This window comes from Cellulomonas sp. P5_C5 (assembly GCF_054049655.1).
Window position 1 is genome coordinate 99,198 of sequence record NZ_JBFULY010000007.1, and the last position, 15,533, is coordinate 114,730.

Here is a 15,533-nt window from a genome sequence, read left to right on the forward strand (position 1 = left end):
GCCGACGAGCGACTACCATGGACCGGAAAGGGGGAAACCCATGCGCTTCCTGCCCGGCCAGTCGGCCACCTCCGACCTCACGTACGGCGACGTCTTCCTCGTCCCGTCGCGTTCCGAGGTCACCTCCCGCTTCGACGTCGACCTCACGGCCGTCGACGGCACCGGCACCACCATCCCGATCGTCGTCGCCAACATGACGGCCGTGGCCGGCCGCCGGATGGCCGAGACGGTCGCCCGCCGCGGCGGCATCACGGTCCTGCCCCAGGACGTCCCGACAGACGTGGTGGCCGAGGTGGTCGCGTCCGTGAAGGCACGGCACACCGTCATCGAGTCCGCGGTGGTCGTCAGCCCGCACGACACGGTGCACACCGCGCTGACGCTCATCGGCAAGCGCGCGCACGGCGCCGCGGTCGTCGTCGACGGTGGGAAGCCGGTCGGCGTCGTCACCGAGGTGGACTGCCAGGGCGTCGACCGCTTCACGCAGGTCGACCAGGTCATGACGTCCCACCCCACCACCGTGGACCTGGAGATCGTCGAGCAGGGCGGCCTGCGCGGTCTCGAGGCGGCGTTCGAGAAGCTGCACGGCTCGCGCCGCAAGTTCTCCCCCGTGGTCCGCGACGGCGAGCTGGTCGGCGTGCTCACCCAGGTGGGTGCGCTGCGCTCGTCCATCTACCAGCCGGCTCTCGACGCCGCCGGGCACCTGCGCGTCGCCGCGGCCGTCGGGATCAACGGCGACGTCAAGCAGAAGGCCCTGGAGCTGCTCGAGGCCGGGGTCGACGTGCTCGTCGTCGACACCGCCCACGGCCATCAGCGCAAGATGCTCGACGCGCTCGGCGCGGTCCGCTCGCTCGACCCGCAGGTGCCGGTCGTCGCGGGCAACGTGGTCACCGCCGAGGGCACGCGTGACCTCATCGCCGCCGGCGCGGACATCGTCAAGGTCGGCGTCGGCCCCGGCGCCATGTGCACCACCCGCATGATGACCGCCGTCGGCCGTCCGCAGTTCTCCGCGGTGCTGGAGTGCGCCGCGGAGGCGCGCCGGCTGGGCAAGCACGTGTGGGCCGACGGGGGCGTGCGCCACCCGCGCGACGTCGCCCTCGCGCTCGCGGCCGGTGCGTCGCAGGTCATGGTCGGGTCCTGGTTCGCCGGCACGCACGAGTCGCCGGGCGACCTGCACGAGGACGGCAACGGCCGGCTCTACAAGGAGAGCTTCGGCATGGCGTCCGCCCGCGCCGTCGCCGCACGCACCCGTGGCGGCTCCGCGTTCGACCGGGCGCGCAAGGCCCTCTACGAGGAGGGCATCTCGTCCTCCCGGATGTTCCTCGACCCCCGGCGTCCCGGCGTCGAGGACCTGATCGACCACATCACCGCGGGCGTGCGGTCGGCGGCGACGTACGTCGGCGCCACCTCCCTCGACGAGCTCCACGAGCGTGCCGTGGTCGGCATCCAGTCGGCCGCGGGCTACGAGGAGGGGCGACCGCTGCCCGACGGGTGGTGACGGGCATGCGCCCCGTCCTCGTCGTGATGCACGCTCCGCACGAAGGTCCCGGGCTGATCGCGCGCGGCATGGACGCACCCGTCCGGGTGCGCACCGTCCTGGACCTCGACGACGCCCGGCTCCCAGCCCTCGACGAGGTGTCCGGGGTGGTCGTCATGGGCGGCCCCATGGACGCGGACGACGTGGCGGGTCACCCGGGCCTGGCCGCCGAGCGTGCGCTGCTCGCCGCGGCCGTCGACGCCGACGTGCCCGTGCTCGGGGTGTGCCTCGGCATGCAGCTCCTCGCGATGGCTCTCGGCTCGTCGCTGCACCTGCGCGCCGCGACCGAGATCGGGTTCGCCCCCGTCGACGTCGTCGCGGAGGACCTGATGCTCGGCGCGCTCGGCGAGCGGCCGACCGTGCTGCACTGGCACTCCGACACGGTCGACCTCCCGGCCGGCGCCACGCTCCTGGCCTCGACGGACGCGACGCCCGTGCAGGCGTTCCGGGCGGGCAGCGCGCTGGGCGTGCAGTTCCACCCGGAGCTCGACGCCGGGATGCTCGACCTGTGGCTGGCCACGCCGGACATGGTCGGGGACCTCTCCCCCGAGGAGGTCGACGAGATCCGCGCGTCCGGCGCCGAGCACCTGCCCGGGCTCGTCCCCGCCGCGACCAAGATGTTCGCCGGGTTCGGGGAGCTCGTGCGGGCGCGCGGATGACAGACCCGGCACCCGAGGTGCGCGGGGCGCGCGCCGAGCTCCTCGACCTGTGCGCGCGTGGGCTCGACTGGCGCGTGGACCCGGCGCGGGTGCTCGAGGACCCGTCCACCGCGCGGCCGGCCGCGGTGCTGGTCCTGTTCGGCACGCTCGACGCCACCCCGTCGCGCGCGACGGACACCGTGGTCGCCCGCGACCTCGACGTGCTGCTCCAGCGGCGCTCGCGGACCCTGGGCCACCACGCCGGGCAGATCGCCTTCCCCGGGGGTCGGCTCGAGCCCTCCGACGCGGGTCCGCGCGAGGCTGCCCTCCGCGAGGCCGTCGAGGAGGTCGGGCTCGACGCGTCGGGCGTCGAGGTGCTCGGCACCCTGCCGCCGATGCCCGTACCGGTGAGCAACCACCTCGTCACCCCCGTGCCCGCGTGGTGGACGCGCCCGTCGCAGGTCGCGGCCGTCGACCACGCCGAGACGGTGGACGTGTTCCGCATCCCCGTGGGGGACCTGCTGGAGCCCGCCAACCGCGCCAGCGTCGAGCACACCCGCTGGGGCCGCGCCGTCCGCACACCCGCGTTCACCGTCGACGGTGTGCTGGTCTGGGGGTTCACCGGGATCGTGCTCGCCAGGATGTTCGACGCCCTCGGCTGGGCCGTGCCGTACGACGTGCACCGGATCGTGCAGGCCCGCTGACGTGGTGCATCCCGTCCCGGAGATCGACGTCACGCAGGACCTCGCCCGCACGCTCCTGCGCGAGCAGCACCCCGACCTGGCGGACCTGCCCCTGACCTGGGCGGGCACCGGGTGGGACAACGCGCTGTGGCGCGTCGGGGAGCGCCTGGCCGCCCGGTTCCCCGTGCGGGCCGTCGCCGCTCCCCTGGTCGAGCACGAGCAGCGGTGGCTGCCCGTCCTGGCGTCCCGGCTGCCGGTCGACGTGCCGGTGCCCGTGCGCGTCGGCCTCCCGTCGCTCACGTACCCGTGGACGTGGAGCGTCGTGCCCTGGTTCGACGCGGTCGCCGCGCACCGCACGGCGGTCCCCTCCCGCTCGGCGTGGGCCCGTGACCTGGCGGAGGTGTTCGTCGCGCTGCACCGCCCGGCCCCCGACGACGCCCCGATGAACCCGTTCCGCGGCGTGCCGATCGCCCCGCGCGAGCAGCCGCTGCGTGACCGGCTGGAGCAGCTGAGCCTGCCCGACACCGACCGCATCCTCGAGCGCTGGCGTGATCTCGCCGTCGCCCCCGCGTGGGACGGTCCGGCACTGTGGCTGCACGGCGACCCCCACCCCGCCAACCTCCTGGTGCACGACGGGCGGCTGCGCGCGGTCATCGACTTCGGCGACGTGACGTCCGGGGACCCCGCCTCCGACCTGTCGACCGCGTGGCTCACGTTCGACGACGAGGGCCGTGCGGCGTTCCGGGAGCGGCTGGCGCCCGACGACGCGACGTGGCGGCGCGCGCGGGCGTGGGCGCTGCACATGGCGGTCGTGCTGCAGATGCACCCCGTCGAGCACCCGACCCTCGCGGAGATCGGGCGGCACGGGATCACGCAGGCGCTCGCCGACTGACGCCCCCGCGTCGGTCCGTGTCACCCGTCAACTACCCTCGTCAGGTGGCACGTACCGTCGGTTCGCAGCGCGGGCCGGGGGCACCTGCCGCTCCGGACGACGCACCCGGCTGGTCCGGGTGGCCTCGTCTGGCCATCGTCGCGGTGCTCGTGTCGACGGTCGTCCTCGCTCCCGGCGGCCTGTTCCGGTTCGTGCTGCCGAAGCTCGCCGTGCTGGCGCTCGCCGTGGTCGCCGCGGCCCTCGCTCGGCGCACCGGACAGCTGCACCGCTGGGTCGCCTGGCTCGTCGGGGCAGGCGCGGTCTGGCTGGTCGTGGCCGCGCTGGCCGGGGCGGCGCCGCTCCCCCAGGTGCTCGGTCGGTGGCCGCGGTACGAGGGTCTGGTCGCGCTGCCGCTCTATGCCGGGGCGTTGTGGGCCGGTGCACGCCTCCTCGGCCCACGCGCGCCAACGGACTCCGTGCGCTGGTTGTGGGGCGCGTCGGCCGTCGTCGCGGCCGTGCTGGGCTGCGTGTCGGCCGCCGAGGCCGCCGGCCTGCGCCCGCTCGGCGGGGACGTCGCACGACCCGGTGCGCTGCTGGGGAACGCCAGTGACCAGGGCGCGCTCGGGGTGCTCCTGCTCGCCCTGCTGTGCGGCCCGGCGATCCGGCGGCGGACGCCTCTGCTGCTCGTCGGTCTGGCCGGGGCCGTCGTCACGGTCGTCACGTCCGCATCGCGCGGCGCACTGCTCGGCGCGCTGGTCGCCCTGGTCGTCTGCACGGTCGCCCAGCGCGTCGGCTCAGGCACCTGGCGAACTCCCGGCGTGGTCGGACCGATCGTCACCGCGGTCCTGGTGGTGGTCGGCACCCTGGCCCTGCCGCTGTCGCGGTCCCGCGCTCTGGGGACCAGCGACCTGGCCGTGGACACGGTCACCGGCCGCGGCGACCTGTGGCGGTCTGCGCTCTCGACGGCTGCGGGCGACCCGCTGGTCGGTGCGGGACCCAGCGGTCTGGTCGATGCCCTGCCCGCCCATCGGTCCCAGGACTGGGCGGCCGGAGCTGACCCGCTCTCCGTCGTCGACTCGTCCCACGCATGGCCCGTCCAGGCACTCGTGGCCGGCGGGGTCCCGCTCCTGGTCCTCGCCCTCGCACTCGCTGTCGCCGTCCTGGTGCTCGGCTCCCGGCGACTCCGCGCGTCCCGCACCGCGGCGGACCCGGAGCAGCCCGACCTGGTGCTCGGCGCGCTGGCGGCGGTCATGGGCTACGGCGTCTGCCTGCTCACCCACTTCACCTCCGCCGGCACGACCGGCCTCGCCGCCCTGCTGGCGGGCGCCCTCGTGGCCGTGCCCACCGCGGGCCGGCGACGGCTCGTCGCCGCGCTCGTCGGCAGCGCTGCAGGGGTGCTCGCCCTGGTCCTGCTGGTGGGCACGGCGGCGGAGTACCCCCTCGCGTCGGCCGTCCAGCACGCCTCGGTCGGTGAGGTTGCCGCCGCCGAGTCCGACTTTGCGTCGGCGCAGCGACTGCGACCGTGGGACCTCGACATCCCGCTCGTCGCGGCGTCCACCTTCTTCGCCGGCACCCAGGCGGGTGACGCCGAGTCGGCCGAGGCGGCGGCACGATGGGCACGGCGCTCGCTGGACGCCACCGGCTCGCTCGAGGCGCAGCGGATCCTCGGCTCCGCGCAGGTCGTCGGTGGGGAGCCGGCACAGGCCCGGGCGACCCTCGACGACGCCCTGCGGCGTGCACCGCTCGATGCGTCGGTCGAGGTGTGGCGGGGCCTGGCCCTCGCGCAGCTGGGCGACGAGGCGGGGGCCGAGGAGGCCTGGCTGGCGGCCACCCGGAACGCGCCGACGGCCCCGCGCGCCTGGGGGCTGCTCGCCCGGCTGTACGAGTCGCAGGGGCGCGTCGACGAGCAGGAGAGGGCCGCGGAGCTCGCCGGAGGGCGCTGATACGCGACGAAGGCCGCGCCGGGAGTCACCTCCTCGGCGCGGCCTTCGGGCGGGATCAGGAGACTGCGACCCCCGCAGGCGTGGCCGACCCCGGTGTGTACCCGTCGCGGCTGACCGTGACCGTGACGGAGACGGCCTTGCCCTTGTCCGCGGGGGTCAGGACGTACGTCCGCCCGGTCGCACCACCGATCGCCACGCCGGCACGCTTCCACTGGAACGTGACCGTCGTGCCCGTGCCCGCCGGGGTCCACAGGCCCCTCGACGCCGCCAGCACCGACCCGACCGTGGCCGCGCCCGTGATCCTCGGCGCCGCCGACATGGCGAACGTCCCCGCCACGACCTTCGCCGTCGCGGCCGACGTCGCCGACGCACCCGTGTACCCGGTGCGCGCCACCGTGACCTTCACCGACAGGGCGGCGCCCAGGTCGGCAGCCGTCGGCCGGTACGTCACGGTCGTCGCACCGCTGATCGCCTCACCGGCACGCAACCACTGGTAGGTCACCGTGGTCGCCGCCGGCGACCACGTGCCCGCCGACGCCGTCAGCAGGGAACCGACCTTGGCCGTGCCGGTGATCGCCGGCGCCACCGTCGTGGAGATCGTCCCGGCCACGACCTGCGCGGTCGGGGCCGACGTCGCCGACGCACCCGTGTACCCGGTGCGCGCCACCGTGACCTTCACCGACAGGGCCTTGCCCACGTCGGCGGCCGTCGGCGCGTACGACGCGGTCGTCGCCCCCGAGATCGCCGAACCGGCACGCAGCCACTGGTACGTCATCGACGTCGCCGTCGGCGACCACGTGCCCGCCGACGCCGTCAGCACGGAACCGACCTTGGCCGTGCCCGTGATCGCCGGCGCCGTCGTCGTCGTGAACGTCCCCGCCACGACCTGCGCGGTCGGGGCCGACGTCGCCGATGCGCCGGCGTACCCGGTCCGGGCGACGGTGACCTTCACCGACAGTGCCTTGCCCAGATCAGCCGCCGTCGCCGTGTACGACGCGGACGTCGCTCCGCTGATCACGGCACCCGCGCGCAACCACTGGTACGTCACCGACGTGCCCGTCGGCGACCACGTGCCCGCCGACGCCGTCAGCACCGACCCGACCTTGGCCGTGCCCGTGATCGCCGGCGCTGCCGACGCGGTGAACGTCCCCGCCACGACCGGCGCCGTGGGGGCCGACGTCGCCGACGCACCCGTGTAGCCCGTGAGCGACGGCGTGACCTTGACGGCGAGGGTGTCTCCGAGGTCGGCCGCCGCGACCGTGTAGGTCGCCGCGGTCGCGCCGCTGATCGCGACACCGCCGCGCAGCCACTGGTAGTCCGGCGTCGTACCGGCCGGCGTCCAGCCGCCCGCCGACGTCGTCAGCGTGGACCCGACCTTCGCGGTCCCGGTCACCGTCGGCTTCGTCGTACTGACGATCGTCCCGGCGACCACCGCAGCGGTGGCCGCCGACCTCGCGGTGGCCGGTGCATAGCCCGGCTTCGAGACCGTCACCTCGACCGAGACCGTCGTGCCCAGGTCCGCCACGGCCACGGCGTAGGTCGAACCCGTCGCGCCCTCGATCGCCGTGCCCGAGCGCAGCCACTGGTACGCCGGCGTCGAGCCGGACGGGGTCCAGGTTCCTGCCGACGCCGTCAGCGTCGACCCCACCTTCGCCGTCCCGCTGATCGCAGGCGACGCCGTGCGCGTGAAGGTCGCAGGAACGACCGGCTGCGTCGCGACCGAGGTCACGACTCCCGCCCCACGGCCGTCCGCGGACGCCGTCACCTGCACGGACAGCTCGGCGCCGAGGTCGGCGGCGGTGAGGACGTAGCTCGCTCCCACCGCTCCCGGCACGACGGCACCGTCGCGCAGCCACTGGAAGGAGACCGTCGCGTCGGCGGGCGACCAGGTGCCCGCGGACGCGGTGAGCGTCCGACCGACCTGCGCGACACCACTGACGGTCGGCGCACCCACGTTCTGCACCGGGGGCGTGGCGGACAGCTCCACGCCGCTGACCTCGTCGCACTCCGTGATCTGCAGGTCCTGCTCGGTGACCTCCACGTACCCGTCGTCGCCGAAGTAGCCCAGCGCGACGTGGTACTGGCCCTGGAGCAGACCGGTCACGGCGAACGCACCGTCCCGCGTCCACGCCGACCGGGTCACCAGGTCCGGGTCGTCGTCGTTGTAGATGACGACCTGACCGTCCTGGTCGGCCGGCAGCAGCGCCGGGTCGACCTCGCCGCTCACGCTGGCGCAGGTGCTCAGGTGCGCGTCGACGTTCTCCACGACCTCACCGGTCGCCACCCGCACGACGTCCGCGTCGGCGAAGCGCACCGGGGTGTCCCGCGGCTCGGCCGTGTAGAAGGTGCCCGTGTAGAGCGAGGTGCCGCTCTCCCGGTTGAAGCCGATCTTGAAGGTGCCCGGCGGCACCTCCTGGGTGCGGACGTCCGCGTCGGAACGCTCCTCGGCCTCCGTCGGTACGTTCCAGCCCGTCCGGACCCGCTCACCCGACGCGGCGTCGTACACGCCGACGACGGCGTCGATGCCCCAGGGGTCGCGCTCGTGCCCTGCGGGCCGGCTGACCGTGCCGAGCAGGGTCGAGGACGCCTGCGCCACGGCCTGCAGCCCGGTCGTCCCGCCGAGCACCGGCACTCCCGCACCCGACCACGCCAGGGGCTTGCCCTCGCCGGCGTACAGACCGTCGAGGAAGCCACCGTCGCCGTCCGAGAACTGGAGCCGGACCTCCGCGCCGGGCCGCACGCGCCGCACGACGAACGACCCGTCCGCCTCCACCCGCGTGCCGAACGCCCCGCCGTTGCCGCTGAACGCGTAGACCCACGGCCCGCTGGGTGCTTCGTACCCGCTCGGGAGAGCCAGGTGCCCGGTGACCGTCGCTCCCCGTTCCGCCTTCAGGGTGATGCCCGACCGTCCGCCGACGATCGACACGGCATCGTTCACCGAGTCGGTGAGGAACGCTGCGTCCGACGAGTAGTACCCGCCGAGGAGATCACCGGAACCGTCCATGGCGGTCTCCGAGAGCTGCACCGTGTACGCAGCCCCCGGGTCAAGCCCTCCGATGACGAACCGGTGCGTCGTCGGGTCGACCGACGCCGACCGCAACCCGGTCCACACGCCACCGTTCGACGTCTCGGACGCCGTCACGGAGAGGTACTGCGGCGTGTACCCGTCGGGCAGCACGACGGTCCCCGAGATCGAGACAGCCGGCCGAAGCTGGAGGTGGAGGTCGTTGACGGGGGCCGTGACGTCCGAGCCACCGTCCGCGGTCGTGGCGAGCGGCCCGGTGCCGGCGAAGTAGCCCCCGAGGTACGTGCCGGAGTTGTCCTGGACCTCGATGCGATAGTTCTCGCCCGGCTCCAGCCCTCCGATCGCGAAGGGGATCTGGTCCTCGTCGTTCATCATGGTGATCCACGACGATCGACTGGTCGCCCAGTACGGGTATCCGTAGGGGGACGTCGCCAGGTACATCGCCGACACCCGGACGCCTGCCATCGCCGGGATCACAAGGCCTGCCGGTGCGTGGACCATGCCCTCGACCGTGGCGCCCGCGCGGAGCCGGAGCTCGAGCCCGGACCGTCCGGCGAGGACGTCCTGGCCGTCGGTCATCTCCCGGACGAGCGGCTGGCCGTCGCCGGCCCACGTCCCGTCGATCAGCATCCCGCTGTTCTGCACCTGGACTCGGTAGGTGGCACCAGGCTCGAGGCCGGACAAGGTGAACGGGGTGCTTCCGGAGCCCTGTGCGGTCACCGAGGTGTACGCCGCGTACGCCCAGTAGCCGACCCACCGGTACGCGGTGACGTTGACCCACGACTGACCGACGTCGGACGGGAGGATGACGGAACCGGTGATCGTGGCCCCCACCACCGGCACCTCGACTCCCCCGGTGCGCGGGCGCACGACGACACCGGCGGCGGGCGCGACGACGTCGACGCTCTCGGTCTCGCTCGTGGTGATGCCGTTCGTGGTCATCCACCCCTCGGGGAGCACCCCCGTCGGGTCGGTCAGGCGCAGGGCGTACGGGTCGCCGGGGATGAGGTGCTCGAGCGTGAACGAGCCGTCCGCCGCGACGACCGACTCGGTCACCAGGTAGCGGTAGTCCATGACGGTGTCGTGACGGTAGGCGGAGACCGTGAGGGGTGCGCCGTCACCGACGACGAAGCCGTCCGGCAGGTCGACCACACCGGAGACCGACGCCCAGATCCCCGGGGTGATGTGGAGTCCGGTCGCGGGGGCGACGACGGGGGCGAACGACGAGTGGTCGCGCGAGAGCGGCTCGCCGTCGCCGACGAACCACCCCCCGAGAACGCCGAGACCGTCAGTGAGCTCGAGCCGGTAGGAGCCACCGGGCGCGAGCCCGCGGACGACGAACGCACCGTCCTCGGACACCGGATCCTGTGTTCCCCACGGAGAGCCGTCGAGAGGGCGGGCGATCGCGTACATCGGCTCCGTCGAGCGGTCGCCGGCGTCGGGCAGGGCAAGGACACCGGAGATGGTGGCGGCCTCCTGCGCCACGATCACCACGCCGTCCGCTGGTGCTACCACCGACACCGCAGCGTCGCGCGACGGCGTCGGAAAGGCGTCCGGGCCGGCGTAGAACCCCGTCACGATCTGGCCTGCGTCGGAGCGCACCTCGATCGCGTAGGCGCGTCCGGGCTGCAGGCCCTGGAGCGCGAACACCCCATCGGCGGCGACGTCGGTCCACGCGCCCTGCGACCAGCCCATCACCGGGTCGTCCCAGAACGCAGAGATCGAGGCCGAGACGACATCAGCTGGGAGCTCCACCCGGCCAGAGATGGTCGCGGACGACGGCGCGTCCTCCGCAAGGGCTGCCGTCGCCGGGAGTCCGGTCAGAGCGAGCGCTGCCACGAGGGCGAGTGCCGTCGCGCGGGCGCGATGGAAGAGACGATGCATGTCGTGATGCTCCGGGGGGTCGGTGGGCGACGGTGGTGCCGTCGCGCTGCGCGAAGGATTCCCCAGGCAACCGGCGGGAAGCCAATGGGACGCCGGCCCCTATAGCCGGACGTCACCCCTCGCACCGGGCGCCTGTGACGCCTCGACGACGGCCCTGAGCGTCGGCTTCACCCCCTCGGCGTAACGGCGGATGCGCTCGGTCCGGGGGTCGAGCACCGTCCCGGAACGCGCGATAGTGGGCCGATGGCACACGAGCCCAACAAGACGCAGCCCACGGACGCCGACGTCGACGCGTTCATCGCGGCCGTGGAGCACCCGGTCCGTCGCCGCGACGCCGAACGGCTCATCGCCCTGATGACTCGGATCACGGGCGAGCGGCCGCGGATGTGGGGACCGACCCTCGTCGGCTTCGGCACGTACCACTACAGGTACCCGTCCGGCCGGGAGGGCGACGCAGGTGCCGCCGGCTTCTCGCCTCGCAAGGCGGCGACGACGATCTACTTCCCGGACGGCGTCGAGGCGCACCCCGAGCTGCTGGAGCGCCTGGGGCCGCACACGGTCGGCAAGGCCTGCCTGTACATCAAGGATCTCGACACGGTCGACCTCGGTGTCCTCGAGGAGATGGTCCGCCGCTCGTACACGACCGTGACCGCAGGAACGTTCGACACCCGACTGTCCGGACCGTCCGCCGGCTGAGTGTCGGCGCCCGCGCCTAGCCTGGCCGGATGCCGCACCGACCTCTGGGGATCCTCGGGGTGCCGTCCAGCGCCGCCGCCCACGCTCCAGGCCTTGACCGCTCCCCCGCCGCGCTGCGGGCCGCCGGCGTGGTCGCCGCGCTGGAGCTCTCCGGTCGTCGCGTCGTCGACCACGGGGACACGGCGTCGGCGCGATGGCGCCCCGACCCGCCCGAACGGACCAACCCGCACGACGTCGCGCGCGTCGCGGCCGTCCTGCAGGAGGCGCGGACCGCGGTCGGGTCGGTCCTGTCGGCGGGCCACCTGCCCGTGGTGCTCGGCGGCGAGTGCACCGTGACGCTGGCGGTCCTCGCCGCGCACGCGGACCGTGGGGCCGATCTGGGCCTGGTCTACGTGGACGGCGGGCAGGACCTCCAGCTTCCCGCGGACCACCCGGAGGAGCCGATCGCCGACTCCATGGGCGTGGCGCACCTGCTCGACCTGCCGGGCGCGCACGAGACGCTGGCGGGCGTCGGCCCGCACCGCCCGCTGCTGGCCGCCGACCGGCTGTGCTTCGTCGGGTACGCGGACGACGAGGAGGACGTGCACGGCGCCGTCCCGTCAGCCCGGTTCCCGGCGGAGGTGGTGCTCGCGGACCCGGTCTCGGCCGCGCGTCAGGCGGTCGCTGCGGTGCAGGCAGCGCGCGACGGCTTCCTGGTGCACCTCGACGTGGACGTCCTCGACATGTTCACGCTGCCTCTCGCGGACGTCCCGCAGTACGGGCGCGGGCTCACACTGCCGGCGCTGACGGCACTGCTCGCCGAGCTGGTGTCCGCGCCCGGCTGGTCGGGTCTTGTCGTCGCCGAGGCCAACCCCGACCGTGACGACGAGCAGGGGACGTCGATGCGCACGCTCGTCGACCTGCTGGGGACGGCACTGGAGCACGTCGGGGTGACATCTCGGACAGCGGCCCCGTGACGCCGCCCGGCGCGCCATGATGTCCGCCGTGAGCGACGCACCGACCACCGCCCCCGCACCGCGCGACGGACTGCGCGCCTGGCTGCGCGATCTCGGCGCCGTCGTGGCACAGGGCGGGCGGCTGTGGGCCCGGTCCTGGCCGGTGCTGCTCGTCATCGCGCTGCTCGCCGTGGCCGGCCGGCACGCCGCCGGGTGGGCCGCCGTCAACGCCTCGACCGTCAACAACACGCTCGGCTGGGCCGTGCTCGTCCTCGCGCCGCTGAGCATGGTCGCGGGGATCGTCGCGATGCTGCACGTGCTCCGTCGCGACCTGCCCGCGCTGGCCGCCATCGGCCGGTCACGTGGCCCCGACGATGCCACGTCCGGGCACGAGCGCGGCCTGGTCGACGTGCTGGCCTCGGTGTTCGTGCCCTTCCTCGCCCTGTACGCGTCGTACGGGCTGCTCGAGGAGGACCGGGCGAAGTTCCTCAACACGGCCGCCTACCGGGAGTTCATGGAGGGGATCGACTTCTCCGGGACGGGCGACGGACCCGACGGGTCCTTCGTCGACCTGGCCACCGGGTGGGGGCTCGTCGCCCTCGTGGTCGTCGCGGTCGTGCTCCGCTGGCTCCTCGGCCGGTGGGAGGGCCGTAGCCACCGTCGCGCTCTCGCGTTCGCGGGTGCGTACGTCGAGGCCTTCTGGCTGCTCGCCGTGGCGGCGTTCGCGACGCAGCTCCTCGACAAGGTCTGGGCGTGGGTCGAGAACCGACAGGCCGTGTCGATCGTCCTGGACTGGTGGCTGACGGTGCTCGAGGCGCTCGGGCCGGTGGCCGGCCCGGTCGACGCCGTGGTCGACACGGTCGCCGGCGTGCTGGGCAACCTCGACGACCTCGTCGTCATCCCCCTCGCGTGGCTCACCGTCGGCGCGGTCGTCTACGGGCACAAGCTCGCCGCACCCACGAAGCCGGAGGCGCGGCGGCCTGCCGTGTGGCAGCGGGTGCCCGCCCCGGTGCGACGGTGGACCACCGAGGCCGCGGCACCCGTCATCGGCGACGTGCGCGGACGCTTCACGGCCCTCACCGACGGGCTGCGCCGCCTCGCCGTCGCCGGCCTGGGACCGATGCTCGTGTTCGCGCTCGCGTTCCTCGTGGCGACTCGGATCGAGGAGGCCGTCCTGATGCTCGCCCGGGCGATCAGTGGACCGCAGGACACGTACACGTGGCTCGCGTTCGCTCCGATGGTCTCGTCGGTCGCGACGGCCGTCGGCCTCACGGTGACGATGGCGCTGCTCGCCGCGGGCGTGGACCGGATCCTCGCCGGCCAGGCGGCCGTCGCGGAGCGCGAGCCGGAGCCCGCGGAGCTCTAGCCCGGCGCCTCGAGCAGCACGTACCGCGGCTCCTGCCACCAGAGCACCACGTCGGCGACCTCGGTGCCGTCGGGGACCACGATCACCCGGGAGACCGACCACGTCCCCGGACGGGGCCCGGCGTCGGTGGGTGCGACGTCGGCGTCGCCGAACGACGGCCACGGTCCAGGCGTGTCCTCCGGGACGCAGGCGACGGCAGGCTGCAGCGCACCCCAGCCGCTCGACACGTAGTCGTACCGCGTCCCCGCCGCGTCGCGCACCGCCAAGGAGCAGCCGGTCAGCCCGACGTCGGGGTCGGCGCTCAGGGTCAGGTCCACCTGCACCGCACGGGTCCCGGGCGGCAGCTCGAGGTCCTCGGGAAGGGTGGCAGCGTCGTCCACCCGGTCGAGATGCACCTCCACGTCGACGTCGGCCCCGTCGTACATCCGCTGGTGGAACTGCGCGGTCGCGCCCGCCTCGGCCGTGGTCGGCACGCGCAGGTCCCGCATCCACCACAGCGACCGGACGCGGTCGCCCGCGGCGACGAGTGCCAGCGCGAGCACGAGGGGCAGCGCGGCCAGGGCCCAGCGGTTACGCCTCCACCACCCGGCGGCCACGGCTGGTGGTGCGGTCTGCGTGCTCACGGCTGCTCCGGCGGCTCGTCGGACCACGAACGGGCGAGGACGGGGGTGTCGTCCGCCGCCCACGCGTCCGCGTCGGCCTGCGTGAGGCCCAGGTCGATGTCGGCGACATCGTCGCGCCGCTGGTCCCCCTGATCCAGCCCGAGGCGCAGGTGGGCACCGGGCAGCGCCTGCGGCGGGACCTCGACGCGCACGGTCGCGTAACGGGGTACCCCCGGCTGCGCGGTGCCGGGCAGGAAGAACGAGCGGCCGCCCGTGAACACCGTGTACGTCCGGCCGTCGCCGCCGAGCAGCTCCGCGAAGCTGAGCAGGCGAGGCTCCCCGGTGGCCTCGATCGTCAGGGGCACGGTGAGCCACACGCCCGGCGTCGAGAGGAGCGTGCCGCCGTCGTCGGGGTCGAGGACCGTCGAGCCGACGGGCTCGCCGGCTGTCACACGCGCGTACCGCAGGTCGACGGGCTCGCCGACGACCGCGGGGCGGACGAACGGCGCCGCGACGCGCTCGTCGACCGGGAACGCGGTGACCACGACGTGGCCGACGGCGAGAGCCGCCAGCACGGCAGCCCCGGCACCGAGCGTCTGCGCGGTGGGTCGACGCACGCGGGAGACAGGTGGCGTGCCGGCAGGGGTGCTCACGACTCGCCCTCCTCGTCGGCGTCCGACCGGGCCTCGCGCACGTCGAGCTCGCCCCGCAGCGTCGTCGTCGGGTCCCACCACGCCGCCGTCGGGTCGAGGCTGCCGCTGCGCCAGGTGTGCTGCTGCAGGAGCACGGTCGCGCTGGTGGGCGGCGGGACCGATCCGTCCTGCTCGAAGAGGAACGCGGCCTCGTACGTCAGGCCAGGCTGGACCGGGCTCAGCGACGAGGCGTCCTCCAGGAGGACGACCGACGTCGCCCGCACGCCCGGGACCAGCCCTCGCTGCTGCTCGACCAGGCCGTCGACCTCGGTGAGCGTCAGCGTCTCCTTCAGGGTGCCGCCCAGGATGCCGGTGTCGCTCGTGTTGCGCACGGTCGCGACGACGCCGACCCAGCGGTTGCCGTCGTCGGACAGGTACTGCCCCGGCAGCTCCGTGGTCCACACCACGCGGTGCACGGTCAGCTCGAACGGTGCGACCGCGACGGGCACGTCGACCGCCAGCTCCTCGGGTCCGTCCTGCGTCTGCTCCCGCAGCCCGCCGAACGCCGCCGTGACCGCGAGGAGCACGACCGCACCGCCGATCCCGATGCGCCGCAGCGGCTGGTCCAGTGCGCGGCGCGCCACCAGGCTGCCGCTGGCCCGGGCACGCGCGCGCAGGTCGGGCGGGGCGGCGGGTCCGGACACGCGCCCGAGTGTAAGGGCCG

12 protein-coding genes are annotated in these 15,533 nt (G+C 74.3%); 8 read left to right on the forward strand and 4 right to left on the reverse strand.

Translation table 11 applies throughout. The features are described 5' to 3' along the window. Positions 1-40 precede the first annotated feature (40 nt). From ACXJKF_RS08580 to ACXJKF_RS08600, 5 genes are read left to right on the forward strand one after another with little or no spacing between them, the layout of a single operon-like run. Positions 41-1,495, forward strand: a complete 1,455-nt coding sequence (locus ACXJKF_RS08580) for a GuaB1 family IMP dehydrogenase-related protein (RefSeq protein ID WP_456787317.1) — start codon at positions 41-43, stop codon at positions 1,493-1,495. A 5-nt stretch (positions 1,496-1,500) separates the two neighbouring features. Further along, positions 1,501-2,193: a type 1 glutamine amidotransferase gene (locus ACXJKF_RS08585; RefSeq protein ID WP_456787318.1), complete on the forward strand. Its 693-nt coding sequence runs from the start codon at positions 1,501-1,503 to the stop codon at positions 2,191-2,193. Continuing rightward, positions 2,190-2,876: an NUDIX hydrolase gene (locus ACXJKF_RS08590; protein WP_456787319.1), complete on the forward strand. Its 687-nt coding sequence runs from the start codon at positions 2,190-2,192 to the stop codon at positions 2,874-2,876. Before ACXJKF_RS08585 ends, ACXJKF_RS08590 begins: the two co-directional genes overlap by 4 nt. Before the next feature lies 1 nt (position 2,877). Next, on the forward strand, positions 2,878-3,747 hold the full coding sequence (locus ACXJKF_RS08595; protein WP_456787320.1) for an aminoglycoside phosphotransferase family protein: 870 nt from the start codon (positions 2,878-2,880) through the stop codon (positions 3,745-3,747). Positions 3,748-3,791: 44 nt separating this feature from the next. After that, entirely contained in the window at positions 3,792-5,669 is a 1,878-nt protein-coding gene (locus ACXJKF_RS08600) for an O-antigen ligase family protein (RefSeq protein ID WP_456787321.1), read from the forward strand. A 55-nt stretch (positions 5,670-5,724) separates the two neighbouring features. On the opposite strand, the gene ACXJKF_RS08605 is transcribed toward ACXJKF_RS08600, so the two are convergent. Continuing rightward, positions 5,725-10,578 carry a hypothetical protein gene (locus ACXJKF_RS08605; protein ID WP_456787322.1) on the reverse strand — a complete coding sequence of 1,618 codons (4,854 nt, stop codon included), beginning with the start codon at positions 10,576-10,578 and terminating at the stop codon, positions 5,725-5,727. 243 nt (positions 10,579-10,821) lie between these two features. Here ACXJKF_RS08605 and ACXJKF_RS08610 point away from each other — a divergent pair, with 243 nt between their 5' ends. From ACXJKF_RS08610 to ACXJKF_RS08620, 3 genes are read left to right on the forward strand one after another with little or no spacing between them, the layout of a single operon-like run. Further along, positions 10,822-11,274, forward strand: a complete 453-nt coding sequence (locus ACXJKF_RS08610; RefSeq protein ID WP_456787323.1) for a DUF1801 domain-containing protein — start codon at positions 10,822-10,824, stop codon at positions 11,272-11,274. 29 nt (positions 11,275-11,303) lie between these two features. Further along, positions 11,304-12,230 (forward strand): arginase family protein, encoded by a 927-nt coding sequence (locus ACXJKF_RS08615; protein WP_456787324.1) that lies wholly within the window; start codon positions 11,304-11,306, stop codon positions 12,228-12,230. Positions 12,231-12,258: 28 nt separating this feature from the next. Then, positions 12,259-13,575 carry a hypothetical protein gene (locus ACXJKF_RS08620; protein ID WP_456787325.1) on the forward strand — a complete coding sequence of 439 codons (1,317 nt, stop codon included), beginning with the start codon at positions 12,259-12,261 and terminating at the stop codon, positions 13,573-13,575. Here the strand turns inward: ACXJKF_RS08620 and ACXJKF_RS08625 are convergent. From ACXJKF_RS08625 to ACXJKF_RS08635, 3 genes are read right to left on the reverse strand one after another with little or no spacing between them, the layout of a single operon-like run. Continuing rightward, positions 13,572-14,198: a hypothetical protein gene (locus ACXJKF_RS08625; protein ID WP_456787326.1), complete on the reverse strand. Its 627-nt coding sequence runs from the start codon at positions 14,196-14,198 to the stop codon at positions 13,572-13,574. The two genes, ACXJKF_RS08620 and ACXJKF_RS08625, sit on opposite strands and share 4 nt — an antisense overlap. Beyond that, on the reverse strand, positions 14,195-14,830 hold the full coding sequence (locus ACXJKF_RS08630; protein ID WP_456787327.1) for a hypothetical protein: 636 nt from the start codon (positions 14,828-14,830) through the stop codon (positions 14,195-14,197). The genes ACXJKF_RS08625 and ACXJKF_RS08630 overlap by 4 nt, the downstream gene beginning before the upstream one ends. Further along, a complete protein-coding gene (locus ACXJKF_RS08635) occupies positions 14,827-15,513 on the reverse strand; it encodes a hypothetical protein (RefSeq protein ID WP_456787328.1) in 687 nt (228 codons plus the stop codon). The genes ACXJKF_RS08630 and ACXJKF_RS08635 overlap by 4 nt, the downstream gene beginning before the upstream one ends. Positions 15,514-15,533 lie beyond the last annotated feature (20 nt).

What these genes read in the sequence shown, in the direction of transcription:
- ACXJKF_RS08580 (WP_456787317.1), top strand. Translation starts at nt 41, where the DNA reads ATGCGCTTCCTGCCCGGCCAGTCGGCCACCTCCGACCTCACGTACGGC.
- ACXJKF_RS08585 (WP_456787318.1), top strand. Translation starts at nt 1,501, where the DNA reads ATGCGCCCCGTCCTCGTCGTGATGCACGCTCCGCACGAAGGTCCCGGG.
- ACXJKF_RS08590 (WP_456787319.1), top strand. Translation starts at nt 2,190, where the DNA reads ATGACAGACCCGGCACCCGAGGTGCGCGGGGCGCGCGCCGAGCTCCTC.
- ACXJKF_RS08605 (WP_456787322.1), bottom strand. Translation starts at nt 10,578, where the DNA reads ATGCATCGTCTCTTCCATCGCGCCCGCGCGACGGCACTCGCCCTCGTG.
- ACXJKF_RS08610 (WP_456787323.1), top strand. Translation starts at nt 10,822, where the DNA reads ATGGCACACGAGCCCAACAAGACGCAGCCCACGGACGCCGACGTCGAC.
- ACXJKF_RS08615 (WP_456787324.1), top strand. Translation starts at nt 11,304, where the DNA reads ATGCCGCACCGACCTCTGGGGATCCTCGGGGTGCCGTCCAGCGCCGCC.